This is a genomic window from Sphingobacterium sp. UBA6317 (assembly GCF_002440385.1).
In the GTDB taxonomy this organism is placed as follows: domain Bacteria; phylum Bacteroidota; class Bacteroidia; order Sphingobacteriales; family Sphingobacteriaceae; genus Sphingobacterium; species Sphingobacterium multivorum.
This window is the reverse complement of record NZ_DJTD01000063.1, coordinates 1-24,710: the sequence shown is the minus strand read 5'-3', so window position 1 is coordinate 24,710 and position 24,710 is coordinate 1. Positions and strand designations below refer to the sequence as shown.

The following is a 24,710-nucleotide window of genomic DNA, read 5'->3' as shown; positions in this document are numbered from 1 at the left end:
TTTATTTCGTTAGAATTTGACATCCCGCTCTGTATTCACCTTGGTCTGCCAAACAATCTTGTCCTGCAATGTGGTATATAGAATTTCATAATCCCCTTTACAAGTCACAAAGGAACCATAAAAATCACCAGGCTTCATCACGCGGTAAACAACCAGTTTTCGTTCTCCGTCAACTTCACCATAAGCTTTCATTAACATGTAACCTGTTTTATTCACCTTTTCTTCCGGAATTTTATAATCTAAATGCGAACGGCTACTACCATCATCAGGACATAAAATCTCTGTGCGGCTCGGGGTAAATTTATAACGATCGCGATACATAGCAACATTAGACATCACTACATCCTTCGCCCACGCGATATCGGTAAAATCCTCCGGGAAAAGAAAGATCAGCGACACCATTTTCTCTTGCCAAAGGCGCCCATTAAACGGAATTACAAAATGAAGCAGCTTTTGCCCCTTAAAAGTTGTAGTTGTATAAAAATATCGTCCCTCCTTATTTTGCTCCCGTTGAAAAGAACTTAAATCAAGTAGGTGATTTTTTTTCCCTTTTACATTTGGCGAGTTGTTGACTACAGCAAGCATGTCATACTGATATTTTCCTTCCAGATGTCCAGAAAACAAAACCTGATACGCGGTATCTGAATAGCGTAAATGGCGTAATACACGACGAAATCGATTGTCAACCTGCTTTGCATTAATCGGATTAGTCTTACCTTGCCAATTTTTATCCTCCATAATATCATCCCCGAGGAATACCGTAAGCTCTTTGTTAATATTAACAAAATACTCATCACCTTGTACAGCAAAACCGTTGGGAACCACTTTATAGGACTTACAGGAAGAAAGCATGGCCAAAACCACAATAAAATAGAAAATTTGAATGAATCTGCTCTGCATATTTATGATCTAATCTTTACTTCTTTAAATTTAAACGAATCGGCAATGTGTAAGCCACGCGTACCGGTTTACCGTTAACTAATCCCGGTTTCCATTTTTTCGCACCTTTTAGGAGCTCCAATGCCGCCTCTTTGGTTCCATAACCAAGATCTTTTTTTACATCAACATGGGATAAACTGCCATCCTTTTCGACAATAAAAGCCACTTCAACAATGCCATTAACCTCCCGTTTAATTGCTGCTTCCGGAAAAACAAAATTATCGCCTACCCAGATCATAAAAGATCGCATTCCCCCAATAGGTGTTGGTTGCACCTCAACTTTATCAAAGGTTACTAAATCGGACTGAAAATCCAATGAAAGATTCCAGCGGTCGCTCTCATCTTCCGTCCTTATCGATTTTACTTCCTTGAGTTGTTTTTCCGTCTCTTCACCAGATTCAGCGCCCGGGAATGAATGAGATGACATCCGGACCTTTCTGCCCAATGTGTCAGTTTCCTCCCAATAGTACGTCGTTTTTCCGCCAACGGTAACGGGTAAGGAAAGCAGCGATCGAACGACTTTCCCATTGACGATTGCAGGTTTCCATTTCCCACTTGCTTTTACAGCATTTTCCACAGCGGATGCCAAGCCATAGCCCAAATCATTCTTAGCCTTTATATGGCTCAACTCACCATTTTTCTCCACGATGGCTGAGATGACAATTACCCCGATCATATTATTTTTGATTGCTTCATCACTCACGTGGATTCTACTGCTCAATCCCATGACATACTTTTTCATTCCTCCAACTGGAATAGCCATGATCTCAGGATCTTTGTAGACCTTACTGTCTTCATTTACCTGTCCATTTTTCAGCTCCTCAGACTGGCTCGGCAATGTCTGCTCATCAGTCACAGTTAAGCCATTAACGCTTTCTTCTACATCCGCTACCATAGCCTTGGCCCTACTCGTATTAAAGACCAACGTAGACCCCGCTACCACCAATAACATGGGCAGCACAATCACATATAACAAGCGTTGTCTTTGTACAGATTTATCTTTAAATAACATCGTGATGCGCTGCTTTAAAAAAGAATGATTGGAAAACTCATGTGAAAAAGCCAATTGATCTGTACGTAATGCATGAGCAACCAGCATTTCTGCATAAGCCACTTTATCGGTCGAGCAAATTTCATCTACAATATACTCGTGTTGAAACCTTATTTCCTTTTGAAAGAAATACACAACAGGATTGAACCAATTGAAAATTTTAAGTAGCTCAATCAACAGTAAATCATAGGAATGTCCCTGCTCAGCATGAACCTGCTCATGCCATGCAATATTCTTCTTGTTTTTAATCGATTTTCCAATCACAACCCGATTAAAAAAAGAAAAACTCAGGTACTCAGGAGAAGAACGCAATACCCGAACAAGTTGCTTGATCCGTATCGCCAAGAAAAAAAAGGCGATTCCCGCTCCTATCCAATAGATCTTGGCAAGAATATCCAACAAAAAAAGAGGTTTTTTTTCGATCGGGCTCCCGATTTCGACATCCATATATGTTCCTAAGTCGACCTGTGGAATATGATTGGAAATCATTTCCGTCTTGGGTAATTCAATAAAAATACCCACAGGAGCTAATAAGGAAAATACAACCATTCCAATCAGATAGATCCGGTTCCATTGAAAAAAAGTAAGTTTTCTAAAAATCAGTTTGTAGAGCACAAAACTGATAATCAATGAAATATTGACAATCAATAAGTAAATCATAATCAAAAAGTTTATAAAAGGGTATTGGTTGTTATTTATTACGTTCGATGATCGATAAGATGTCATCAAGTTCTTTGATGTCCAGCCTATTCTCTTCCAAAAAATAAGAGAGCATACGCTTGGGCGAATTATCAAAATAATTCGTTAATAACTTTCCTGTGATACCTTTCTTATATTCCTGTTTTGAAATCTTTGGTAAATATTGATGACTTTTACCAAAAGATTCATGCCTTACAAAGCCCTTTGTTTCGAGAATACGAACGATGGTCGAGACCGTGTTATAGGCCGGTTTCGGCTCCGGAAGTCGATCAATAATTTCTTTGACAAAGCCACGGCCCATCTCCCAGAGCTCTTGCATAATCTGCTCCTCAGCTTTCGTTAACTCTTTAAAATCCTCCATAACTCCTCAGGAATAAAATAAATACCAAAATAATAAATCAATACACAAGTTATAACTAAAATCATAGTTTTACAACTAATAAATTAGTTTAAAATACAAAATACTGATAATTAAACAATTAATTTACAACAATACGTGATATTGTCATCTTTATTCGTCGAAATTCTTTTTCCTTGAGGCTTTCAATTGAGACTGCTGTTTCTTTCGATCCAGTCTTTTCAGCACACTGGAATACGGAGTTTTGGTTTTTTTACGGGGTTTTGCTGGCACAAGTGCGCCTTCCACTATACGCTTAAAGCGATCGATTGCGATTTCTTTATTACGGATCTGTGACCGATCGATATCGCACTCCAATTGCAGTATTCCTTCTTTATTGATACGGTTTGCCAACGCGTTGAAAATCATTGCTTTTTCTTCAACAGAAGCAGCTGTGGATAGCGCAACATCCCACTGCAACAATACTTTCGATGACACCTTGTTTACATGTTGTCCACCTGCTCCACCCGATCTGGAAAACTTAAACGTAAGTTCTCCTATTACTCCTTCTAAATTCATTTATTTTTAAATGCTTCTTCTATTTTTTCCATCTTTTTTAATAGAAAGCTCAATTTTTCCACTTGATCCCGTTGTACTTCGACAAGTTCTTGTTCTTTGCGGATAATGAGATGATCTATTTTCTCATGCAATTCCCTGATTTCGAGTTCAGCCTTTAAGTTGACCATATAGTCATTTCTTGCACGTTCACGATCCTTATCTTCCTGTCTGTTTTGACTCATCATAATAACTGGAGCTTGCAAAGCAGCTACGCAGGACAAAATCAGGTTCAGTAAAATAAAGGGATAAGGATCAAAGCCTTTATTATTTAACCAAAAGATATTGGCCGCAATCCAGACAATCAAAAATAAGACAAAGGAAATAATAAAGGTCCAGCTTCCGCCAAACTCAGCCACTTTATCGGCAACCCGGTCTCCTACGCTGACTGGCTCCATATTATCTCCATCCAAACTTGCGCTGATCACTTTATTTTCCTTAAAACTGTTGATGACCTGCTGATCCAATTGACTTAACTGTCCAGACTCATCTTTCAGAAATTCGGCGATATAAGTTTCTTTAAATCGTGTCAACTCACTTGCGGCGATATACTTGTCCTTACTAAAACCTGGATATTCCTTTTTTATCAGCTTAAAAATGGGTTGTCGGATTGAAGCCCCCAAAATACGTTGTTCCGAAGGAAATTGCTGTCCTGAAATATCACTTATAAAGTTATCCATATACCGATTTAATATCTATTTAAAGATAGTGCTTTTTAACCAATCAAAAAATTCACAAAACTATGGCAATTGGTTTTTGTTATTTTACGCATAAATAGACGAAATTTGCAACACAAAATTCAGGAATAAGCATCTTCAATTTACCTTATTATCATAAAGTAAAATAAGAGGGCAATTGTCAAGCTAAAGAACTTCGTCGGTGCCACATGAATGAATAGCGTTTGTATGTAATGGACATTGCGAGTCTTGAACAACGACAATCAAAGTACTAACACGAGGTTCCCGGGAGCCTTTTAACAAAAAATAAACAGCGTTTATAACGGGATGCCGTTAAAATATGCGCTCAGACATAATTACGCAGATGAAAATAGGAATTGTTTGTTATCCCACCTTTGGTGGAAGTGGTGTAGTTGCAACCGAACTAGGAAAGGCCTTGGCCGCAAATGGACATGAGATTCATTTTATAACCTATCGACAACCTGCACGTCTGGATTTCTTTTCTGAAAACCTATACTATCATGAGGTAGCTGTTTCGCAGTATCCTCTTTTTGATTTTCTACCCTATGAATCTGCGTTAGCCAGCAAACTGGTTGATGTTGTTCGCTTCGAAAAGTTGGATTTGATCCACGTCCACTATGCCATTCCACATGCATCAGCGGCATTTATGGCCAAACAGATCTTACTCACTACCTACGGCATTAATATTCCTGTCGTGACGACTTTACACGGGACGGATATTACATTGGTTGGCAAAGACAAGAGTTTTAGTCCGGTCGTAACATTCTCCATCAATCAGTCCGATGGCGTAACCGCTGTATCACAGAATCTGAAAGATCAGACGCTTCAATATTTTGATATTACGCGCGATATCAAAGTGATTCCCAACTTTATTGACCTCGACAGATTTAGCAATAAAGATCGGTCACATTTCAAAAAAGCCATTGCCCCCGGCAATGAGCGTATATTGGTCCATACGTCCAACTTTAGAAAAGTCAAAAATACAGAAGATGTCATCCGTATTTTTAAGAAAGTACATGATGTTATCCCTTCCAAATTATTGATGGTAGGTGACGGCCCTGAGCGTCGAAATGCAGAAGAGCTATCCAGAGAACTTGATGTATGCAAGGACGTCCGTTTCTTGGGGAAACAGGATGCAGTGGAAGAAATATTGTCTGTATCAGATCTATTTCTGATGCCTTCAAGTTCGGAAAGTTTCGGTCTTGCGGCCTTAGAAGCCATGGCTTGTCAAGTTCCAGTTATCTCTTCCAATACTGGAGGGTTACCTGAGCTGAATGAAAACGGCGTCACTGGATTTCTCAGTGCTGTTGGTGATGTTGAAGATATGGCAAAGAATGCGATTTATATCTTGGAAGATGGAGAGCGCTTAGAAAAATTTAAGGAAGCGGCATTAAATCATGCGAAAAAATTCCAATTGTCCAATATTATGCCTTTATATGAACAGTATTACGGAGAAGTCATTAATCAAACAATAAAAGCACAATAAATATTATTTTAGGCTTAAGGGATAAAAAAAATATTTTATCTTTGACCTTTGGAAAATTTCCAAAAAAACAATTATGAAATACAAACGTATCTTATTAAAACTTAGCGGTGAATCCTTAATGGGTGACCAAAGCTACGGTATCGATATTAACCGTGTATCACAATACGCTAATGATATCAAAGAACTTCACGATCAAGGTTTAGAAATTGCAATTGTTATCGGTGGCGGTAATATATATCGTGGTCTAAGCGCCGAAAAATCAGGCATGGACCGTGTTCAAGCAGACTATATGGGCATGCTTGCCACAGTCATCAACAGCATGGCACTTCAAGATGCGCTTGAGAAAGTTGGGAAAAAGACACGTTTGCTTACTGCGATCAAAATGGAGCAAATCTGCGAACCATTTATTCGCAGAAGAGCTGTACGCCATTTGGAAAAAGGCCGTATTGTTATTTTCGGAGCTGGTACAGGAAACCCTTATTTCACAACGGATACCGCTGCATCTTTGCGTGCAATCGAAATCAATGCGGATGCCGTATTGAAAGGAACCCGTGTGGATGGTATTTACACCGCAGATCCTGAAAAAGATCCTACTGCAACAAAATTTGAAGAAATATCATTCACAGAGGTTTATGAGAAAGGATTAAATGTTATGGATATGACAGCCTTTACCCTTTGTCAAGAAAACAAATTACCGATCATCGTATTTGATATGAACAAACCAGGCAACTTATTGAAACTTGCTAATGGTGAACATGTCGGAACTGTGGTTAAATAATTTAAATCTGTAAAAAACGTAATCTTATATGAACGAACTAATTTCAATTGAATTGGACGATTGTAAAGACAAGATGTCCAAAGCAGTTGCTCACACCGAATCCGAATTAACTAAAATTCGTGCGGGTAAAGCTTCTCCATCGATGTTAGATGGAATTTCAGTAGACTATTATGGTAGCGCCACTCCACTTTCACAAGTGGCCAACATCAATACAACTGATGCACGGACTATTGTTATCCAACCTTGGGAAAAATCGCTCATCAACGCAATTGAAAAAGCTATCACTGACGCTAACCTAGGAATCAACCCACAGAATGACGGTATCGTTATTCGTCTGAATATTCCTCCTTTAACAGAAGAAAGAAGACGTGATTTGGTTAAGAAAGTAAAAGAAGAAACTGAAAGAGGCCGTATTGGTGTACGTAATATCCGTAAAGATGTCAACGAATCCATCAAAAAATTAAAAAATGACGGCGCTTCTGAAGATGAAATCAAAACTGCTGAAGGTGAAGTTCAAAAATTAACAGATGCATTCATTGTAAAAGTTGATAAATTGGCTGAACTGAAAGAAAAAGATATCATGACTGTTTAAGTTTTCCTACTTGAATAGAAAAAAGGTCTGAAAAATATTCAGACCTTTTTTATTGGTGTGAAGAACTCCGCACTCCTCCCCTAAAAAGAACTCTTCCCAACCTACAAGACATTGACCTTCCAAAAATTTTATGGGTTAAGATTCAGCATACACTTCAAAAATATTCCCTGTTGTACCATTGATTTCTGAACAAATAATTGTACATTGTACACTAACAAGTAATCAATTATATGATGAACAATTCTCGTCGTCAATTTTTAAAGCAAGCTGGAATAGGTCTTTCGGCAGCTTATCTGGTGCCCAACTTTATATCTTGTCAAAATAAAGCCGGTGCAATCAGCGACAATCCATTACAGAATATAGGCGTACAGCTGTATTCCATTCGCGATTTAATGGATAAAGATCCGAAAGGATCTTTGGAACAAATTGCCAAAATTGGGTATAAACATGTTGAGCTCTATGGGATAGACGCCACAGCCAAGCAGTTCTGGAAATTGCCTTACAAAGAGTTGAAGAAAATATTGGATGATAACGGTCTAAAAACACATTCAGGCCATTACGATATGTCCAAATACCTCAGTAAAGCGCATACCGACAAAGAAGATCTTGCGGCTTATTTTGATGCAGCAAAAGAACTTGGCCAAGAATATGTAATTGCTCCTGTGACACCGATGTTTGATCTGAATGCATTGAAAAAAGATGATTATCTCTATGCTGCCGAGCAATTGAATAAAGCTGGTGAACAGGCTAAAAAATTGGGTCTAAAAGTTGCCTACCACAACCATTTCTGGGAATTTAGGGATCTGGGCAATAATACGACCGGTGAAGAGGTGATGTTAGCATTCACTGAACCTGATTTGGTCGATTTTGAATTAGACCTTTTCTGGGCAGAAAAAGCGGGTAAAAACCCGATAGCCTTGTTTGAAAAATTCCCCAACCGTTTTAAACTATGGCATGTCAAAGATATGGATAAAACAAAATCCAATCCCATTGAATGGCCCAAAGATGGAAAATTGCCGATTGAGCAAATCTTCAATGACATCAAGTATACCGAAGTGGGGACCGGAAGCATCAACTTCCCTGAAATCGTCAAAGAAAAGAATAAAGCCGGACTTAAATATGCATTTGTCGAGCAAGACAATATCTATATGCCAGATAAGATCGAAAGTCTCAAAAAAAGTTACGATTATGTTCAGGCAAATCTTACAAAATAAAAAAAGGGAGCAATGCTCCCCTTTTTTATTTTGTAAGATTGTCAGCTTAGAATTCGGTATCTTCGACTTCTACTGCGGTCTCGATTACTTTTCTCGCCAACTCTTCTTTAAATTCGATGATATTCTTGCTGATTGTTTCATCATGTGTACCCAGAATCTGAGCTGCCAATATACCTGCATTCTTCGCCGCATTTAAAGCGACAGTTGCTACAGGAATACCATTGGGCATCTGAAGGATAGAAAGTACCGAGTCCCATCCATCAATGGAATTTGATGATTTTACAGGTACGCCTATTACAGGTAAATGTGTAATTGAAGCGACCATTCCGGGCAAATGCGCCGCACCACCCGCTCCAGCAATAATAACTTTCAAACCACGAAATGCTGCATTTTTGGCATAATCAAACATACGTTGTGGTGTACGATGTGCTGAGACGATCGTTACCTCAAATTCCACCCCAAGGGTTTTGAGCACATCTATCGCATCCTGCATAACAGGAAGATCTGATTTGCTTCCCATGATAATGCCTACCTGGGCCTTATTATTGACTGACATAGTATTGTTTAAGCTTTAATTTTTAATATTTCTTGTACTTTTCTTGCATTGAAGATCGCTTTCTCCCGGTCATCATTGATAATACAAACATGGCCCATCTTACGGAATGGCTTCGTATATTTCTTTCCATATAAATGGATATATACGCCTTCCATTGCCAACACCTCTTCTACACCCTCGTATTTGGCCAATCCTTCATAGCCAGGTTCACCTAACAGGTTAATCATAACGGCGTTCGTTCTGCATCTGGTATCACCTAACGGTAGATTGAAGATAGCTCTTAAATGCTGTGCAAATTGCGACACATAATTACCCTCTATGGTCTGGTGACCACTATTATGCGGACGCGGAGCCAATTCATTGACCAGAATATCACCATTTTTCGTTAGGAACATCTCTACAGCCAATATACCCACGATCTGTAGATCATCGGCAATCTTTTTTGCTATAGCCTCTGCGCGTTGTTGGATCTCTACACCATACAAAGACGGCGCAATCAAAAATTCCACCAAGTTAGCCTGAGGATTAAATTCCATCTCTACCATTGGAAATGTAGACACCTCACCTTTATCATTCCGGGCAACAATGACCGCAATTTCTTTTTCAAAATCTACCCATTCTTCAATTAAGCTGGGTTCTTCGAAAGCATCTTGTATATCTTGTTGGTTAACAATCTTCTTTACCCCTTTCCCATCGTATCCATCCTTACGCAATTTCTGGATATAGGGTAAGTTTAACGAGGCATTCACTAAATTATCTTTATTGGATATCAATTGAAATGCCGAAGTGGGGATATCATTTTGTTTAAAAAATTGCTTTTGCAGACCTTTATCTTGAATCAGACGAATGATACGTGATTGTGGGTACACGATAACGCCCTCGCCTTCCAGTTTCTCTAAAGCATCTACATTCACCTTCTCAATCTCGATCGTGATCATGTCCAAATCCTTACCGAAATTATAGACCGTTTCAAAATCGCCCAATGAACCACATTCAAATTTATTGCACAACTTGCGACAAGGAGCATTCTTATCCGGGTCCAATACATGAACATTTACATTGTAATTAATGGCTTCCTGGATGAGCATTCTTCCCAGTTGACCACCGCCAAGAATACCCAATTGCAATTCACCATAAAAATCTTTTGCCATAATTGATTTAAAATCTTATAAAATTTATCTTTTAAGCTTTTCCGCTGAACAATTGCTCACCCAACAAGCTTTCTTTGTCTATCTTTTTTTGCAACTCAATAAAAGCACCAATTAATGCCTCGGGACGTGGCGGACAGCCCTGGACATAAACATCCACAGGGATCACTCGATCTACCCCTTTGACCACATGATAACCATGCTGCCAATATGGACCGCCACAGTTGGAGCAAGAGCCCATCGAGATAACATATTTAGGATCGGGCATCTGTTCATATAGTTTCTTGATACGATCGGCCATCTTAAAAGTAACCGTTCCAGCAATAATGATCACGTCGGATTGCCGTGGAGAAGGCCTTGGGAATACGCCCATCCGGTCTAAATCATACGTTGAAGCCATTGCCCCCATCATTTCAATGGCACAGCAAGCAATACCAAAGCTCATGGGCCACATTGAAGACAACCTTGCCCAATTCAGCAAATCATCTAATTTGGCAACAATAACACCATTATTCTGCAATTGACTATCTAAACTCATGCTTACTCAGGTTTTTTAAATCGAGGTTTAAAGGCTGGTTTCGGCGTCGACACCTGTTCATCTGTCGTCGTTTTGTGCGCGACAGTTTCATCTCCAAGACCTGCATAATCACGCACCTGATACGTCCTACTATTCAGGCTTGCATAGGCACTATCCGGGATAGCTACAGGAACTTTAGGTAAGGACACATTCGGTTTAACCCATTCCAAATCGCCCTTTTTCCAAACAAAAACCAATCCTAAAATTAAAATGCCAATGAACATAGCCATTTCAATCATGGTAAACCACCCCCATCTTCCATCTGCCGCAATATATTCGGACTGTCCAAATACAGTGGCCCATGGAAAAATAAAAATAAGTTCTACATCAAAAAGTAAAAATACAAGGGCAATAACATAGAACCGTGGATTAAACTGAACCCAAGAAGAACCAATGGGATCCTCTCCACATTCGTAAGTACCAGATTTGATGGGATTATTCTTTTTCGGAGAGATTAAACGTGCTAGAAAAATGGTCGCACAGACTAACAGCGCCCCTATCAGCAGAATGATAAGGATTTTGCCGTATTCCGATAATTGCGCGGGGTCATCCATAATAATTACAAATTTAACAAATATTTCGTTTACTCGGGTGAGGAACTTGAAATTACGAATTATTTCTTTAAAAACAGTTCGAATTTTAAGGCATTAATGCCCCGTATCCGGTCTGCAAGCAGTCCCCAATTCATCTGGTGCAGCACTTAGCAGCAACCGAAAATTAATCGAAAGAGCAATGCCATGTTCAAAACCTTCATGACTTTGCAGACACCAACAGCAATGAAAGCGGACTGAAGGTTCTTTCTGGCCAATAAGATCAGACATTTTCAGAAAAAAAAGAGGGCATCGTATAAAACGATGCCCTTCTTATGATGTAACTATTCTCCAAAAATTACATTTTTCCTGGCATTTTGGGCATATTACGCATCAATTTAGCCGCCATCGCCGGATTAGACATCTGCTTCATGACTTTACGCATATCACCAAATTGTTTCAATAACTTATTCACTTCATTAATATCAGTACCTGATCCCTTCGCAATACGTAAACGACGTTTTTGATCAATGACATCTGGGTTTTCGCGTTCAAAAGGTGTCATGGAATCGATAATCGCTTCAATGGGTTTGAAAGCATTGTCATCGACTTCAATATCTTTCATTGCTTTCCCAACGCCAGGGATCATTCCCATGAGGTCTTTCATATTACCCATTTTCTTGATTTGTTGAATCTGGGATTTAAAATCGTTGAAATCGAATTTATTCTTACGGATTTTCTTTTGGAGCTCTGCGGCTTGCTTCTCGTCAAACTGTTGCTGTGCACGTTCCACTAAGGATACCACGTCACCCATACCCAAAATACGAGAGGCCATACGATCAGGGTGGAATACATCCAATGCATCCATCTTTTCACCTGTACCAATAAACTTGATAGGCTTATTAACGACAGATTTAATCGATAAAGCTGCACCACCGCGTGTATCACCATCCAACTTAGTCAATACTACACCTGTAAAGTCCAGACGGTCGTTGAACGTCTTAGCTGTATTCACGGCATCTTGACCAGTCATTGAATCCACAACAAATAGGATTTCGTCTGGCTTTGTCGCCTCTTTAACTGCTGTAATCTCAACCATTAAAGGCTCATCGATGGCCAAACGACCGGCTGTATCGATGATTACGACATTATTTCCATTGCGTTTTGCTTCTTCCACACCGGCTTTGGCAATCGCAATAGGATCGTTAGATTCACGATTCACATACACTGGTACGCCCACTTGTTCGGCAAGCACTTCCAATTGATCGATCGCTGCAGGGCGATAAACGTCACCAGCCACCAACAATGGTTTTTTATTCTTTTTATCTTTAAGGTACAAGGCCAACTTACCGGAGAAAGTTGTTTTACCAGCACCATTCAAACCCGCAATTAGAATGACTGTTGGATTTTTTCCAGTCTCAAGCTCCGTAACAGATCCGCCCATCAAAGCTGTCAACTCATCGTTCATGATCTTCGTCAACAATTGGCCCGGGGAAATACTTGTCAGTACATTTTCGCCTAAAGCTTTTTGTTTAACATCGTCGGTAAAAGTTTTGGCAGTTTTATAATTCACATCGGCATCCAACAACGCTTTGCGAATTTCTTTCATCGTTTCTGCAACGTTGATCTCGGTAATACTCCCCTGTCCTTTTAATACTTTAAAGGCCCTATCTAACTTATCTTGAAGATTTGAAAACATAAAATCTGAATCTTATTCTATATAAACAGCAAAGTTAAAAAAATTGTCTATAGTAACCTCATTAACACCCCATAAAAAATGCGACTATGAAAAATAATCACATTTTTGTAGGATAAAGTTACAATATCCGTATTTAATCACTTCTACGGCCACCGAATAAAATAGACGCATAATACAAAAGTGTTACCAACGCACTTAACGCCGCTACGACATAAGTCATCGCTGCCCATTTCAAAGCATCTTTCGCACCGTCATGTTCTTCGCCATTATAGGTTACACCAGCATGGTTTAACCATTCCAGTGCGCGGTTCGACGCATCAAACTCTACGGGCAAGGTGATAAAAGAAAACAGGGTCGTAATAGCCAAAGCCCCCACTCCAACAGCTAAAAGCCAGGGGTTACCCCCTTTGGAAAAAGCAAATAGCATAACACCCAGCATCAATACCCATGATGTCATTTTAGACGCTACATTTACCATCGGAACCATTGCCGAACGGAATCCCAACCATTTATAGGCTTTGGCGTGCTGTACAGCATGACCACATTCGTGCGCCGCTACTGCTGCAGCTGCAACACTGCGGCCACTGTAAACTTCAGGACTTAAATTTACGGTTTTATCTGACGGATTATAGTGATCTCCCAAGCGATCTGGAATAGACACTACCTTTACATCATATATACCGTTATCATTTAACATTTTTTGCGCAATCTCAGCTCCAGACATCCCATTGCTCAAAGGCATTTCGGCGTATTTCTTAAATTTGTTTTTGAATCTTGTTTGGACAATCAGGCTTACCACCATTATTCCAATAAATAAAATCAAGTACATAGCTATTCAATCGTTTTATTTTATTATATGACTATCAAACCTTATTCCAATCGTCGAAAAAAGGCATATGCATGTATTTCTAAGGTAAAAAAAGTCTTTGACCTGACAAAAAGAACAGGTTCTTCTGATCTCCACATGACATAATTGCCAGATCATTTGGGCAGATAACTCCATTTTCAGCTTCGTACAGTGAAACACCTGCGCTATTTAACAAGAATCCAAGATGTAGTCTCATCGGTGAGTATTGGAGATGCGTTTTATTTCAAGTTCGATCAGGGAGCTTATTATTGAAGCAAATGGCTTTTGAAAACACGATGCTCAACGGATTGTAGCCTTGCTATACTATTAAGACAAAGATGAGAAACTAAGACAAAAGACGAGAAACTACAAAAGCGTCGAGACTTCCTATGGCTCCAATTAGGAATGCAAATAAAAAGGGGCATTAAAAAATGCCCCCTTTATTATAAATAGCCCATTTGCAGGGTAAGATCAGTACCTTCAATCATTTTACGTAAATTGCTCAATGCGTAGCGCATCCTCCCTAAAGCAGTATTGATACTTACTTCGGTTATCTCCGCAATATCTTTAAAACTCATATCACAAAAGTGACGCATAATAAGCACTTCTTTTTGATCGTCCGGAAGCTTTTGGATCATTTTTTTAAGGTCAACATCAACCTGCTGTTTGAGCATTTTTGACTCTGCGCTTTCATCACTAAATTCGAGCACCTCAAAAATATCAAACCCGTCGGCATTCACAATATTCGGAGCACGTTTTGCTTTTCTAAAAAAGTCAACGATCATATTGTGCGCTATACGTATAGCCCAAGGTAAAAATTTACCTTCTTCATTATATTTACCAGATTTTAAGGTGTTGATGATTTTTATGAAAGTCTCCTGGAAAATATCTTCAGCAAGATATTCATCTTTTACTTTCATATATATGGAAGTATATATTTTCGATTTATATCGATTCAACAATGCCTCTAGACCGGACTCTTGGCCGCCGACATACATTTGGATCAACTCTTGATCGCTTTTACTTTTTAAAAGTCTCATACGTCACTTACTTTTTTAGCAGTTCGCAAATAAATTATCAGTTCTGTGTTAAAATGTAAATGTTTGCCGTATAAACTATCCTTTCTTATTGTAAAACAATCAATTAATCTAAAACCAAATTACCGTAAAATAAATGAGTAATCAAATTATTACAATTTATTTTAAGATTTTTTAACATTTAAAAATAAGTTATCTACCTCATAATTCCAAAATAAAGGTTCTTCGACCACAGTACGCCCCTTCAGACAAGATGGAATAACAACCTCGAACAGCTCCAAAATAACAAGTTTTAAAGTTATTACTTCATACGGACTTTATAGGGAGCTGATAGGGACCTTATAGGGACCTCATTCGGATGAATACCTATAAAATCCGTTTAAAGTCCGTATAAGATTGTTGTTAAGTTCGTCTAAAAAGTTAAGTTGATACGAGACTGTAACGGAACTATTCTTTCTAAAATAGCATTAGAAAAAAAGACGGGATAAAAAAAGCGGAACCACCGCATCGGTAATTCCGCTTTTTCTATTCCTATGGAAAAAGTCTTATTTATACAATGGGAACTCAGCCATCATTGCTTTTACTTTACCATGGATCAAATCCAGTTGCGCATCATTAGATGCATTTTTCAATGCCTCATCGATCAATTCACCGATTTGAATAATCTCATTCTCTTTAATACCACGTGTAGTGATTGCAGCAGTACCAAAACGTACACCTGAAGTCACAAAAGGAGAACGTGTATCGAAAGGAACCATATTTTTATTTGTTGTGATACCCGCTTTACCCAATACAGCTTCGGCTTCTTTACCAGAAATATCTTTATTGCGTAGATCCACCAACATCAAGTGATTGTCTGTACCACCAGAGATGATCTTATAATCTCTTTCTACAAAGAATTGCGCCAATGCAGCTGCATTTTTCTTTACCTGAACGATATATTCCATATACTCATCGGATAAAGCCTCACCATAAGCGATTGCTTTAGCAGCGATTGTATGTTCTAAAGGACCACCTTGTGTACCTGGGAATACAGCTAAATCCAATAATTGTGTGATTGTACGGATTTCACCTTTAGGTGTTTTGATACCCCATGGATTTTCAAAATCTTTACCGACCATGATCATACCACCACGAGGGCCACGAAGCGTTTTGTGCGTCGTTGTTGTAACAATATGGCAATGTGGAAGTGGATCATTCAATAAACCACGCGCGATTAAACCTGCAGGGTGAGAAATATCTGCCATCACGATAGCACCAATTTCGTCTGCAACTTTACGGATGCGTGCGTAATCCCAATCACGAGAATAAGCAGAAGCACCACAGATAATCATCTTTGGTTTTTCACGAAGCGCTGTTTCTTCCAATTGCTCATAGTCAATTAAACCAGTGTCTTCTTTTACACCATAAAATAATGGTTGATAGATCTTACCCGATAAGTTCGCTGGCGAACCGTGTGTCAAGTGACCACCGTGAGATAAATCAAGACCTAAAATTTTGTCGCCAGGTTTGATTGTCGCCAAAAAAACAGCCGCATTCGCTTGAGCACCAGAGTGAGGCTGAACATTTACCCATTCTGCGCCAAATAATTGTTTTGCACGGTCAATTGCGATGGTTTCGATCTCATCCACAACTTCACAACCTCCATAGTAACGTTTTCCTGGGAGGCCTTCTGCATATTTATTTGTCAACACTGAACCAGCAGCTTCAATCACTTGTTTTGAAACAAAGTTCTCTGAAGCAATTAATTCAATACCTTCTTCTTGGCGTTTAAGCTCATCAGCTATTAAATTAAAAATGGCTTGATCTCTTTCCATTGTTTTTAAATGTTGTAAAGTAAATTTTGTAGTTTATTTTTTGATGCCTCAAAGATAGCATATTCCATAAAGAATATCGACAAAAAGCCATATTTTATTAAATGTTCTTAGAAAAACAGCCTTATTAATGCGAATTACCTAATTAGGTCGGGATCATTTTATGGTACTATCGGACAAAATAAGCGGACAAAGAATTGAATGTTTCGAAAATGTCAAAAAATCAAGGTCAAGCAATTTGCCGTTAAAAAAATGTATTTTTGTATTGGATTGGCTAAAACACTATTACAATGAGTACAGAACATACAGCAGTTGCTCCTGTTTCTTTAACAGAGGGGGCAATCAAGGAACTAAATAAATTAAAGGATCAACAAGAAATCTCTGATGATTTTGGTTTACGTGTCGGTGTTGAAGGCGGCGGTTGTTCCGGTATGAGTTATATCTTGGGCTTTGACCAGAAAAAGGACGGCGATAACGAATACGAAATTCAAGGAATCCGCATCTTTATGAACAAAGCACATGGCCTATATCTTGCCGGAATGGAAATCGACTTCAAATCGGGACTCGATGCAAGGGGCTTCACATTTAATAACCCCAATGCAACAAGTACCTGCGGATGTGGAAGCAGTTTTTCAGCATAACTGAATTTCAGTACAAATGAAATAAGAAAGGGACTGCCATAGGTAGTCCCTTTGTCGTAGTAGACACCACACTCATTTTTTGTCGGTTGATCGAGGAGAGATTTCAAAAAGTTCGACCTCGATTTAATGAGATTAGTACAACAAAGCCCTCTTTCATTTTCCATCATAAATCACTAAATTAGCGACCTTTATAAAAGAAGCATACAACAGTCTGATGTACAAAGAATATAAGCAGTTAAATTTACCCGAGATAGGTAAAGAGATTTTGACCCGTTGGGAACAGGAAAAAATATTCGAAAAAAGTATCAATAATCGTCCTGAAAGCAAGACCTATACATTTTTTGAAGGTCCGCCTTCTGCAAATGGCATGCCGGGGATTCACCACGTGATGGCACGTACGATTAAGGATATTTTCTGTCGTTACAAGACTTTGAAAGGTTACCAAGTGAAAAGAAAAGGCGGCTGGGATACCCATGGCCTGCCCATTGAACTTGCTGTCGAAAAAGCTCTTGGAATCACAAAAGAGGATATCGGCAAAAAGATTACCGTAGAACAATATAATGACGCTTGTCGCAAGGAGGTAATGAAATATACCGATGTATGGAATGACCTAACCACCAAAATGGGGTATTGGGTTGACCTTGAACATCCTTATATTACTTACAAGAATGAATACATCGAAACTTTATGGTATTTATTGAAAGAACTTTACAAAAAAGGTCTTTTGTACAAGGGTTATACGATACAGCCTTACTCTCCGGCAGCAGGTACGGGATTGAGTTCACATGAACTTAACCAGCCCGGCACCTATAAAGATGTGAAAGATACCACTATCGTTGCAGAATTTAGACTGATCAAAAGTCAGCTTCATCCAGCTATAGAAAAATTAGTTGACGACGATGCGGAGGATGTTGCATTCATTGCCTGGACCACCACACCATGGACTTTACCATCCAACACAGCTCTGGTTGTAGGCAAGAAAATAAATTATGTGAAGATCCGAACGTTCAATAAATATACCGGTGCGCCTGTATCCGTCGTATTAGCGAAAGATCTGATCAGCAAACATTTTAAAGCAGAAGGCGAAAATGCATCCTTCCAAGACTATAAATTGGGCGACAAAGTAATTCCTTGGGAGCTTGCAGCAGAATTTGTGGGCGAAGAGCTTGTTGGCTTGCGTTATGAGCAATTGTTGCCTTATATCACCAGCGAGGATTTACAAGAAAATGCTTTCCGCGTTATTCCAGGCGACTTTGTTACGACCGAGGATGGTACGGGTATCGTCCATGCGGCCCCTACTTATGGTGCGGATGACTTTCGTGTCGCAAAAGAACATGGTGTACCGGGCATCTTGGTGAAAGATGAAAACGGAAAAGAGGTTCCTACTGTTGACCGTACGGGACGTTTTGTAAGTGAAATCACCGATTTTGCCGGAAGATTTGTCAAAGAGGAATATTACAGTGCAGAGGAACGTTCAAAAGAAGATTTCAAACCCACAGACGTGTTGATCTCTATCAAACTAAAAGAGGACAACAAAGCTTTTGATGTCAAAAAATATGAGCACACCTATCCACATTGTTGGCGTACAGACAAACCTGTTCTTTACTATCCACTAGACAGCTGGTTTATCCGCACCACAGCAGTGAAAGAAGATTTGGTTGCCTTAAATAAAACCATCAACTGGAAACCTGAAGCAACCGGTACTGGACGCTTTGGAAACTGGTTGGAAAACCTGGTAGACTGGAACCTTTCACGTTCACGTTATTGGGGAACTCCACTTCCTATCTGGCGCTCAGAAGACGAAAATGAAGAGGTTTGTATCGGTTCCTTACCTGAATTAAAGTCTTTATTGGAAGCTTCTTTGACCTCCGACATTCTGTCTGAGGATGAAAAAGCGAAAAATAAAGCTTACTTGGATAAATTCGATACCGAACAATTGGACCTTCACCGTCCCTATGTAGACGATATCGTCTTGGTTTCTGATGCCGGACAAAAGTTATTCCGCGAACCTGACTTGATCGACGTTTGGTTTGATTCGGGTGCCATGCCCTATGCACAATGGGGACTGGATCACGAAAAATTAGCCAAAGGGGAACAATTTCCTTTTAAAGCTGGATTCGATCATGCATACCCGGCAGACTTTATTGCTGAAGGGGTTGATCAAACACGGGGCTGGTTTTTCACCTTACATGCGATTTCTACGATGATGTACAAATCGGTTTCCTTCAAAAACGTCGTTTCCAATGGCCTGGTATTGGATAAAAATGGAAATAAGATGTCCAAACGCCTGGGCAACGGTGTGGATCCATTCTCGACGATCGATCAATACAGTGCCGATGCAACACGCTGGTACATGATCAGCAATGCCGCTCCATGGGACAACCTTAAATTCAATATGGAAGGGTTGGATGAAGTCCGTCGTAAATTCTTTGGTACTTTATATAATACCTATGCTTTTTTTGCATTGTATGCCAATATCGATAAGTTCTCCTATGCAGAATCCGATATTGCGTTGGAGAAACGTCCTGAAATTGATCGTTGGATTATCTCCTTGTTAAATTCGTTGACCAAGGAAGTAGACGAATACTTGGCGGATTACGAGCCTACAAAAGCAGCGCGTGCTATTCAAAACTTTGTTGATGAACATCTCAGCAACTGGTATGTCCGTCTTTGCCGTCGTCGCTTCTGGAAAGGAGATTATACAGAAGACAAAATTTCGGCCTATCAGACACTTTATACATGTCTTGATACGATTGCGAAATTGATGTCGCCAATATCACCTTTCTTCTCGGACAGGTTATTCCTGGATTTGAATGCAGCAACGAATAAGGAACAAGTTGAATCCGTTCACTTAGCGAATTTCCCGGTTTACAATGATAGTCTAGTCGACAAAGATCTGGAAGAACGTATGGCGTTAGCGCAAGACATCTCGTCTTTGACACTTTCCTTGCGTAAGAAAACCTCCATCAACGTACGTCAACCATTAAACAAAATTTTGGTTCCGGTACTTGATAGTGCCTTCCAGGAAAAGGTAGAAAAAGTAAAAGATCTGATACTTTCGGAGACGAATATCAAAGATATCGAGTTTATTACGGACACCACCGGTATCATTAAGAAAAAAATAAAACCAAATTTTAAAGCTCTTGGCGCGAAAGTTGGTAAGGATATGAAGTTAGTTTCTTCGTCTATCCAATCGTTGACTATAGATCAAATAAGTTCATTGGAATCAACAGGCGAATTGGCCCTAGCAGGCACGCCATATACGATTCTATTGAGCGATGTAGAAATTATAGCAGAAGACGTCGAGGGATGGCAGGTAGCGAACCTAGGTAAATTGACCGTAGCATTAGATGTACATATCACCGAAGAATTGAAAAAAGAAGGTTTGTCAAGAGAATTGATCAACCGCCTACAAAATCTAAGGAAGGATAAAGGATTAGAAGTAACTGATAGAATTAACGTAAAGTTAACAGCTGCTTCAGAAGTGGTTAATGCTGCCAACGAAAATTTATCGTATATTTGCACCGAAATTCTGGCCGATTCATTGGTATTTGAAGATTCACTAACTGAAGGAGAGACCATCGAGATCGATGGCAAAGAACTTAAGGCATTAATCCAAAAAAATTAAATTATGGCAAACAACAACGAGAAAACACGCTATAGCGATTCAGAATTACAAGAATTCAAAGATATTATCTTGGACAAGCTTAGAATAGCAAAAGAAGAGCTTTCCTCGTTGACCGCAACGCTAAATAACAGTAATGCTAATGGTACCGACGATACTGCTGGAACGTACAAGACATTGGAAGACGGTTCAGCTACTTTGGAAAAAGAGCAAACAAACCAATTGGCTGCTCGTCAAAAGAAATTTATCGACAACCTAGAAGCAGCGTTGGTGCGCATCGAGAACAAAACGTATGGTATCTGTAGAGAAACAGGAAAACTGATTCAAAAAGAACGTTTGAAAGCTGTTCCACATACAACGTTGAGCATCGAAGCGAAAAACAAACAATATTAATTTTAGGCATTAAATATATGGTCTTTGTTTAGGCAAAGACCATTTTTATAACACAATGAAGGGTTATACGAAACCGATCGCGCTTATTGTCGCGATACTTTTAATAGACCAATTGTCGAAGATCTGGGTTAAGTTATCCATGACAATCGGACAAAGCCACCATGTATTGGGCAAATTTTTCCAGATTCATTTTATTGAAAACAATGGAATGGCCTATGGGATGGAATTTGGCGGTGATTATGGAAAATTATTTTTGACGGTATTTCGTATTTTAGCCGTAGCGGGTATTGGATACGGCCTGCATTACATGATCAAAAATAAGTACAACCGGGGTTTCATCTTAAATGTTGCCTTAATTCTTGCCGGTGCACTTGGAAATATCATCGATTCTGCTTTTTACGGTGTCATCTTTAGTGAAAGCACCTGGTATGATAAAGCGAGTTTGTTTCCAGCAGGTGGTGGTTATTCTTCCTTCCTACACGGGAAAGTAGTCGATATGCTTTATTTCCCATTGATTCAAGGTAACTTCCCTTCTTGGGTGCCCTTTTGGGGCGGTGAAGAGTTTCTCTTTTTCCGACCTGTATTCAACATTGCAGACTCGGCGATTTCTGTTGGGGTGGTTTTAATCCTGTTATTTCAAAAACGGTATTTCAAAACCGAAAAAGAAGAAAAATCCAGCATACACAGCGAAATCGTTGAAGATTAACGAAATATTCCTTAAAAGCCTTGTTAATCGCAAGGCTTTTATTTTTTTTACATATAACCCAATACAACTTCTAAACTCTACTATTCGCATGAAAAACATTAGTCTACTTCTGACACTTTGCTGCCTACTAGGAATCCAAATAGCACAGGCGCAGCAGATCGAAGTTTCCAACTTAAAGAAACATATTTATTACCTCGCTGACGACAAAATGCAAGGACGAGGAACGGGCAGTAAGGAAGTCTTTAAAGCTGCAGATTATATTGAAAAGGAATTCAAAAAATACAAACTTGAGCCTAAAGGTGAAAAAGGCTACCGCCAATCCTTCAAAGCCAAAGTCTGGAAAGTAAAAGTTGCAGACAGCATTCGCAATGCAGATAATATCATTGGATTTCTTGACAATGGTGCCGACTTAACAGTTGTTATAGGCGCACATTACGATCACCTGGGAACAGGTCGTCAAGGAAGCTCAAAGGATTCTTTAGGAGTAGGCAAAATCCATAACGGAGCCGACGATAATGCCTCTGGTACCGCTGGTTTATTGGAGCTCGCACGTTACTTTAGCAGTAACAAGGAAAAAGAACCTTACAACCTATTATTTATCGCTTTCGGGGCAGAAGAATTGGGATTAGTAGGTTCCAAATATTTTACGGAACACCCTACGCTCCCATTGGAGAAAATCACAGCCATGCTGAATATGGATATGATTGGCCGTTATAATCCCAGCAATGGCCTTGCTGTAATCGGCTATGGAACAAGCAGTCAATGGCCGGCTATATTCAAAGATGTTCAAGCACCTATAAAATTTAATCTTAGTAAGGATGGTAATGGCGGATCTGACCAAACTTCATTCTACAAAAAGAATATACCGGTGTTATTTTTCCATACTGGTGGACACCCAGACTACCATATGCCGACCGATGATGCCGATAAAATTGATTACAATGCTTTAAAAGCCATTTTAGATCTAGAAAAAACAGTGGTTGAAAATATCATGAAACAATCCAGTAAAATGGACTTTATATGGACCAACTAAAACAAAAAAAGCGGATTTGTCTTTAACAGCAAGTGATAATCTAGCTTTTTATATGCTCAAATGCTATAACAGAGATTAGTCAACGAGTTTGTAGACATACACGAATAAACTAAACAGCGCACTTAAGTCCCTGCAAACGAGTCTTTATAAACGGGTGCTTGGATATCATTTAATTATTGTTGATGAAAAAAATACTAGTGACAGGATCCAATGGATTCCTCGGCCAAAAAGTCGTTGATTTACTTGCTAAAAATGACCAATATGATGTTGTTGCCATTTCGAAGGGTCCAAATCGCAACCCGAATCAAGTGAATTATACTTTCTATCAAGTAGATCTATCGGATCGGGAAAAACTGACAGATTTTTTAGCTGCACAAACTTTTGATGCAATTGTACATACAGCAGCCATGACAAGTGTGGAAGCTTGTGAAGCAGATCAAGCCGCATGTCAATCGCTTAACGTCGATCTTGTGGCCTATCTTGCCTCCTATTGTACTACACATCAGACTCAACTGGTCCACTTATCTACGGACTTTGTATTTGATGGCAAAAAACATACGCCTTATGATGAAACAGATCTCCCCAATCCACAAAGTGAATATGGGAAAAGTAAATATGCTTCCGAACAAGTGCTTGCAAAATCGGGCTGTCATTATGCTATCCTTCGCACAATATTAGTCTATGGGATCAATGCTGACCCCAATCGTTCGAATCTCGTATTATGGGCCAAAAGTAAGTTGTCACAAAATGAACCTATAAAAGTAGTCAATGACCAATGGAGAATGCCTACCTTTGTGGATGATTTAGCTTATGCTTGCCAACTCGCTATTGACCGAGAAGCACAGGGAATATTTCATATTTCAGGAGCAGAGCTTATGTCGATCAATGAGGCTGTCTACAAAATTGCAGACTTCTGGCAACTAGACAAAGGATTGATTTCGGAGATCAGCGCTGCCAGCATTGGACAGGCAGAAAACAGGCCACGGCAGACAGGCTTTGACCTGACTAGATCTAACGCTGAATTGGGTTATGTGCCGACGTCATTTACGGATGCTTTGGCAATCATAGATCATCAATTCAAAACGTTTGGACGATAATGACAAATAATGATATGATAGAGAAATTTGCGCGAGAGTCATACACAGAGATGAACGAATTGGTATTACCCAACGATACCAATACATTTGGAAATTTGATGGGTGGCCGTTTATTGTATTGGATGGATATCTGTTCGGCTATTGCTGCTCAAAAACACTGTAGCAATGTCGTCGTCACAGTATCTGTTGATAATGTATCTTTTAAGCGCTCCATTAAACTGGGTGAGGTCGTCACGATACAAGCTCAAGTAACACGTGCGTTTAATAGTTCTTTGGAAGTACGCATGGAAATTTTCGCATCTAATTTACCGGAAGGCACCCGTGTAAAAACCAACGAAGCTTATTATACCTTTGTTGCTGTTGATGCGGATAACAACCCCAAAGCTGTGCCGGTACTAATTCCTGAAACAGACATAGAACACAAAGCTTACGAAGATGCATTACAACGAAGAGAGCTGCGTCTTATTCTCGCGGGGAAACTAAAGCCTGAAAATGCAAAAAAATTAAAAGCGCTGGTTAGTCTTTTTAGCCAAAAGAATTAATACCTAATTTTTATGGCTTACATACCGTGCAAATAATAAAAAAGAGGCTGTCTCAA

The 24,710-nt window shown here is 39.4% G+C and carries 24 protein-coding genes; 11 read left to right on the top strand and 13 right to left on the bottom strand.

Going from position 1 to position 24,710, the window contains the following annotated elements; all coding sequences use genetic code 11:
• Nucleotides 1-9: 9 nt before the first annotated feature.
• From B3E92_RS20470 to B3E92_RS20450, 5 genes are all read right to left on the bottom strand, one after another.
• Nucleotides 10-900, bottom strand: coding sequence for a hypothetical protein (locus B3E92_RS20470; protein ID WP_070566215.1), 891 nt, complete (start codon nt 898-900; stop codon nt 10-12).
• Between the two features lie 16 nt (nt 901-916).
• On the bottom strand, nt 917-2,650 hold the full coding sequence (locus tag B3E92_RS20465; RefSeq protein ID WP_201639723.1) for an energy transducer TonB: 1,734 nt from the start codon (nt 2,648-2,650) through the stop codon (nt 917-919).
• Between the two features lie 31 nt (nt 2,651-2,681).
• Nucleotides 2,682-3,050, bottom strand: a complete 369-nt coding sequence (locus tag B3E92_RS20460) for a BlaI/MecI/CopY family transcriptional regulator (RefSeq protein ID WP_115047324.1) — start codon at nt 3,048-3,050, stop codon at nt 2,682-2,684.
• Nucleotides 3,051-3,200: 150 nt separating this feature from the next.
• Nucleotides 3,201-3,605 (bottom strand): alternative ribosome rescue aminoacyl-tRNA hydrolase ArfB, encoded by a 405-nt coding sequence (gene arfB / locus B3E92_RS20455; protein WP_070566211.1) that lies wholly within the window; start codon nt 3,603-3,605, stop codon nt 3,201-3,203.
• Complete coding sequence (locus B3E92_RS20450) at nt 3,602-4,321, bottom strand: DUF1003 domain-containing protein (protein ID WP_070566208.1); 720 nt, start codon at nt 4,319-4,321, stop codon at nt 3,602-3,604. The genes arfB and B3E92_RS20450 overlap by 4 nt, the downstream gene beginning before the upstream one ends.
• A 361-nt stretch (nt 4,322-4,682) precedes the next feature.
• On the opposite strand from B3E92_RS20450, the gene bshA reads away from it, so the two are divergent.
• From bshA to B3E92_RS20430, 4 genes are all read left to right on the top strand, one after another.
• Complete coding sequence (bshA, locus tag B3E92_RS20445) at nt 4,683-5,825, top strand: N-acetyl-alpha-D-glucosaminyl L-malate synthase BshA (protein WP_046672291.1); 1,143 nt, start codon at nt 4,683-4,685, stop codon at nt 5,823-5,825.
• 73 nt (nt 5,826-5,898) lie between these two features.
• On the top strand, nt 5,899-6,603 hold the full coding sequence (gene pyrH / locus B3E92_RS20440; protein WP_046672284.1) for a UMP kinase: 705 nt from the start codon (nt 5,899-5,901) through the stop codon (nt 6,601-6,603).
• Between the two features lie 28 nt (nt 6,604-6,631).
• Nucleotides 6,632-7,195, top strand: coding sequence for a ribosome recycling factor (gene frr / locus B3E92_RS20435; RefSeq protein WP_070566206.1), 564 nt, complete (start codon nt 6,632-6,634; stop codon nt 7,193-7,195).
• A gap of 230 nt (nt 7,196-7,425) precedes the next feature.
• The gene (locus tag B3E92_RS20430) at nt 7,426-8,409 is read left to right on the top strand and encodes a sugar phosphate isomerase/epimerase family protein (RefSeq protein ID WP_236586123.1); all 984 of its coding nucleotides are present in this window, start codon (nt 7,426-7,428) and stop codon (nt 8,407-8,409) included.
• Nucleotides 8,410-8,455: 46 nt separating this feature from the next.
• On the opposite strand, the gene purE is transcribed toward B3E92_RS20430, so the two are convergent.
• The 8 genes from purE to glyA all read right to left on the bottom strand — a co-directional run bounded on the left by purE (nt 8,456) and on the right by glyA (nt 16,620).
• A complete protein-coding gene (gene purE, locus B3E92_RS20425) occupies nt 8,456-8,965 on the bottom strand; it encodes a 5-(carboxyamino)imidazole ribonucleotide mutase (RefSeq protein ID WP_046674039.1) in 510 nt (169 codons plus the stop codon).
• An 8-nt stretch (nt 8,966-8,973) separates the two neighbouring features.
• A complete protein-coding gene (locus B3E92_RS20420) occupies nt 8,974-10,116 on the bottom strand; it encodes a 5-(carboxyamino)imidazole ribonucleotide synthase (RefSeq protein WP_201639724.1) in 1,143 nt (380 codons plus the stop codon).
• Nucleotides 10,117-10,147: 31 nt separating this feature from the next.
• Complete coding sequence (locus tag B3E92_RS20415) at nt 10,148-10,651, bottom strand: NADH-quinone oxidoreductase subunit B (protein ID WP_046674041.1); 504 nt, start codon at nt 10,649-10,651, stop codon at nt 10,148-10,150.
• Nucleotides 10,652-10,653: 2 nt separating this feature from the next.
• Nucleotides 10,654-11,244, bottom strand: coding sequence for an NADH-quinone oxidoreductase subunit A (locus B3E92_RS20410; protein WP_201639725.1), 591 nt, complete (start codon nt 11,242-11,244; stop codon nt 10,654-10,656).
• Between the two features lie 334 nt (nt 11,245-11,578).
• Entirely contained in the window at nt 11,579-12,919 is a 1,341-nt protein-coding gene (gene ffh / locus B3E92_RS20405) for a signal recognition particle protein (RefSeq protein ID WP_046674043.1), read from the bottom strand.
• A gap of 133 nt (nt 12,920-13,052) precedes the next feature.
• Nucleotides 13,053-13,748 carry a zinc metallopeptidase gene (locus B3E92_RS20400; RefSeq protein WP_070562330.1) on the bottom strand — a complete coding sequence of 232 codons (696 nt, stop codon included), beginning with the start codon at nt 13,746-13,748 and terminating at the stop codon, nt 13,053-13,055.
• A 461-nt stretch (nt 13,749-14,209) separates the two neighbouring features.
• Nucleotides 14,210-14,806, bottom strand: a complete 597-nt coding sequence (locus tag B3E92_RS20395; protein ID WP_046674045.1) for an RNA polymerase sigma factor — start codon at nt 14,804-14,806, stop codon at nt 14,210-14,212.
• A 542-nt stretch (nt 14,807-15,348) separates the two neighbouring features.
• Nucleotides 15,349-16,620 (bottom strand): serine hydroxymethyltransferase, encoded by a 1,272-nt coding sequence (glyA, locus tag B3E92_RS20390; protein ID WP_286898103.1) that lies wholly within the window; start codon nt 16,618-16,620, stop codon nt 15,349-15,351.
• 287 nt (nt 16,621-16,907) lie between these two features.
• Here glyA and B3E92_RS20385 point away from each other — a divergent pair, with 287 nt between their 5' ends.
• From B3E92_RS20385 to B3E92_RS20355, 7 genes are all read left to right on the top strand, one after another.
• The gene (locus B3E92_RS20385) at nt 16,908-17,258 is read left to right on the top strand and encodes a HesB/IscA family protein (RefSeq protein WP_046674047.1); all 351 of its coding nucleotides are present in this window, start codon (nt 16,908-16,910) and stop codon (nt 17,256-17,258) included.
• A 214-nt stretch (nt 17,259-17,472) separates the two neighbouring features.
• Entirely contained in the window at nt 17,473-20,886 is a 3,414-nt protein-coding gene (gene ileS / locus B3E92_RS20380; RefSeq protein ID WP_115047318.1) for an isoleucine--tRNA ligase, read from the top strand.
• A 3-nt stretch (nt 20,887-20,889) separates the two neighbouring features.
• Nucleotides 20,890-21,276, top strand: a complete 387-nt coding sequence (locus tag B3E92_RS20375) for a TraR/DksA family transcriptional regulator (RefSeq protein ID WP_046674049.1) — start codon at nt 20,890-20,892, stop codon at nt 21,274-21,276.
• Between the two features lie 55 nt (nt 21,277-21,331).
• Entirely contained in the window at nt 21,332-21,982 is a 651-nt protein-coding gene (locus B3E92_RS20370; RefSeq protein ID WP_070562322.1) for a lipoprotein signal peptidase, read from the top strand.
• Between the two features lie 88 nt (nt 21,983-22,070).
• Complete coding sequence (locus tag B3E92_RS20365; RefSeq protein WP_112373766.1) at nt 22,071-23,015, top strand: M20/M25/M40 family metallo-hydrolase; 945 nt, start codon at nt 22,071-22,073, stop codon at nt 23,013-23,015.
• Nucleotides 23,016-23,197: 182 nt separating this feature from the next.
• Nucleotides 23,198-24,112, top strand: coding sequence for an SDR family oxidoreductase (locus B3E92_RS20360; protein WP_115047311.1), 915 nt, complete (start codon nt 23,198-23,200; stop codon nt 24,110-24,112).
• A gap of 14 nt (nt 24,113-24,126) precedes the next feature.
• A complete protein-coding gene (locus B3E92_RS20355) occupies nt 24,127-24,654 on the top strand; it encodes an acyl-CoA thioesterase (protein ID WP_046674180.1) in 528 nt (175 codons plus the stop codon).
• Nucleotides 24,655-24,710 lie beyond the last annotated feature (56 nt).

Bases quoted from the DNA above. Each gene is read 5' to 3' on its own strand.
- B3E92_RS20470 (WP_070566215.1), bottom strand. From the start codon at position 900: ATGCAGAGCAGATTCATTCAAATTTTCTATTTTATTGTGGTTTTGGCC.
- B3E92_RS20465 (WP_201639723.1), bottom strand. From the start codon at position 2,650: ATGATTTACTTATTGATTGTCAATATTTCATTGATTATCAGTTTTGTG.
- B3E92_RS20460 (WP_115047324.1), bottom strand. From the start codon at position 3,050: ATGGAGGATTTTAAAGAGTTAACGAAAGCTGAGGAGCAGATTATGCAA.
- arfB (WP_070566211.1), bottom strand. From the start codon at position 3,605: ATGAATTTAGAAGGAGTAATAGGAGAACTTACGTTTAAGTTTTCCAGA.
- B3E92_RS20450 (WP_070566208.1), bottom strand. From the start codon at position 4,321: ATGGATAACTTTATAAGTGATATTTCAGGACAGCAATTTCCTTCGGAA.
- bshA (WP_046672291.1), top strand. From the start codon at position 4,683: ATGAAAATAGGAATTGTTTGTTATCCCACCTTTGGTGGAAGTGGTGTA.
- pyrH (WP_046672284.1), top strand. From the start codon at position 5,899: ATGAAATACAAACGTATCTTATTAAAACTTAGCGGTGAATCCTTAATG.
- frr (WP_070566206.1), top strand. From the start codon at position 6,632: ATGAACGAACTAATTTCAATTGAATTGGACGATTGTAAAGACAAGATG.
- B3E92_RS20430 (WP_236586123.1), top strand. From the start codon at position 7,426: ATGATGAACAATTCTCGTCGTCAATTTTTAAAGCAAGCTGGAATAGGT.
- purE (WP_046674039.1), bottom strand. From the start codon at position 8,965: ATGTCAGTCAATAATAAGGCCCAGGTAGGCATTATCATGGGAAGCAAA.
- B3E92_RS20420 (WP_201639724.1), bottom strand. From the start codon at position 10,116: ATGGCAAAAGATTTTTATGGTGAATTGCAATTGGGTATTCTTGGCGGT.
- B3E92_RS20415 (WP_046674041.1), bottom strand. From the start codon at position 10,651: ATGAGTTTAGATAGTCAATTGCAGAATAATGGTGTTATTGTTGCCAAA.
- B3E92_RS20410 (WP_201639725.1), bottom strand. From the start codon at position 11,244: ATGGATGACCCCGCGCAATTATCGGAATACGGCAAAATCCTTATCATT.
- ffh (WP_046674043.1), bottom strand. From the start codon at position 12,919: ATGTTTTCAAATCTTCAAGATAAGTTAGATAGGGCCTTTAAAGTATTA.
- B3E92_RS20400 (WP_070562330.1), bottom strand. From the start codon at position 13,748: ATGTACTTGATTTTATTTATTGGAATAATGGTGGTAAGCCTGATTGTC.
- B3E92_RS20395 (WP_046674045.1), bottom strand. From the start codon at position 14,806: ATGAGACTTTTAAAAAGTAAAAGCGATCAAGAGTTGATCCAAATGTAT.
- glyA (WP_286898103.1), bottom strand. From the start codon at position 16,620: ATGGAAAGAGATCAAGCCATTTTTAATTTAATAGCTGATGAGCTTAAA.
- B3E92_RS20385 (WP_046674047.1), top strand. From the start codon at position 16,908: ATGAGTACAGAACATACAGCAGTTGCTCCTGTTTCTTTAACAGAGGGG.
- ileS (WP_115047318.1), top strand. From the start codon at position 17,473: ATGTACAAAGAATATAAGCAGTTAAATTTACCCGAGATAGGTAAAGAG.
- B3E92_RS20375 (WP_046674049.1), top strand. From the start codon at position 20,890: ATGGCAAACAACAACGAGAAAACACGCTATAGCGATTCAGAATTACAA.
- B3E92_RS20370 (WP_070562322.1), top strand. From the start codon at position 21,332: ATGAAGGGTTATACGAAACCGATCGCGCTTATTGTCGCGATACTTTTA.
- B3E92_RS20365 (WP_112373766.1), top strand. From the start codon at position 22,071: ATGAAAAACATTAGTCTACTTCTGACACTTTGCTGCCTACTAGGAATC.
- B3E92_RS20360 (WP_115047311.1), top strand. From the start codon at position 23,198: ATGAAAAAAATACTAGTGACAGGATCCAATGGATTCCTCGGCCAAAAA.
- B3E92_RS20355 (WP_046674180.1), top strand. From the start codon at position 24,127: ATGATAGAGAAATTTGCGCGAGAGTCATACACAGAGATGAACGAATTG.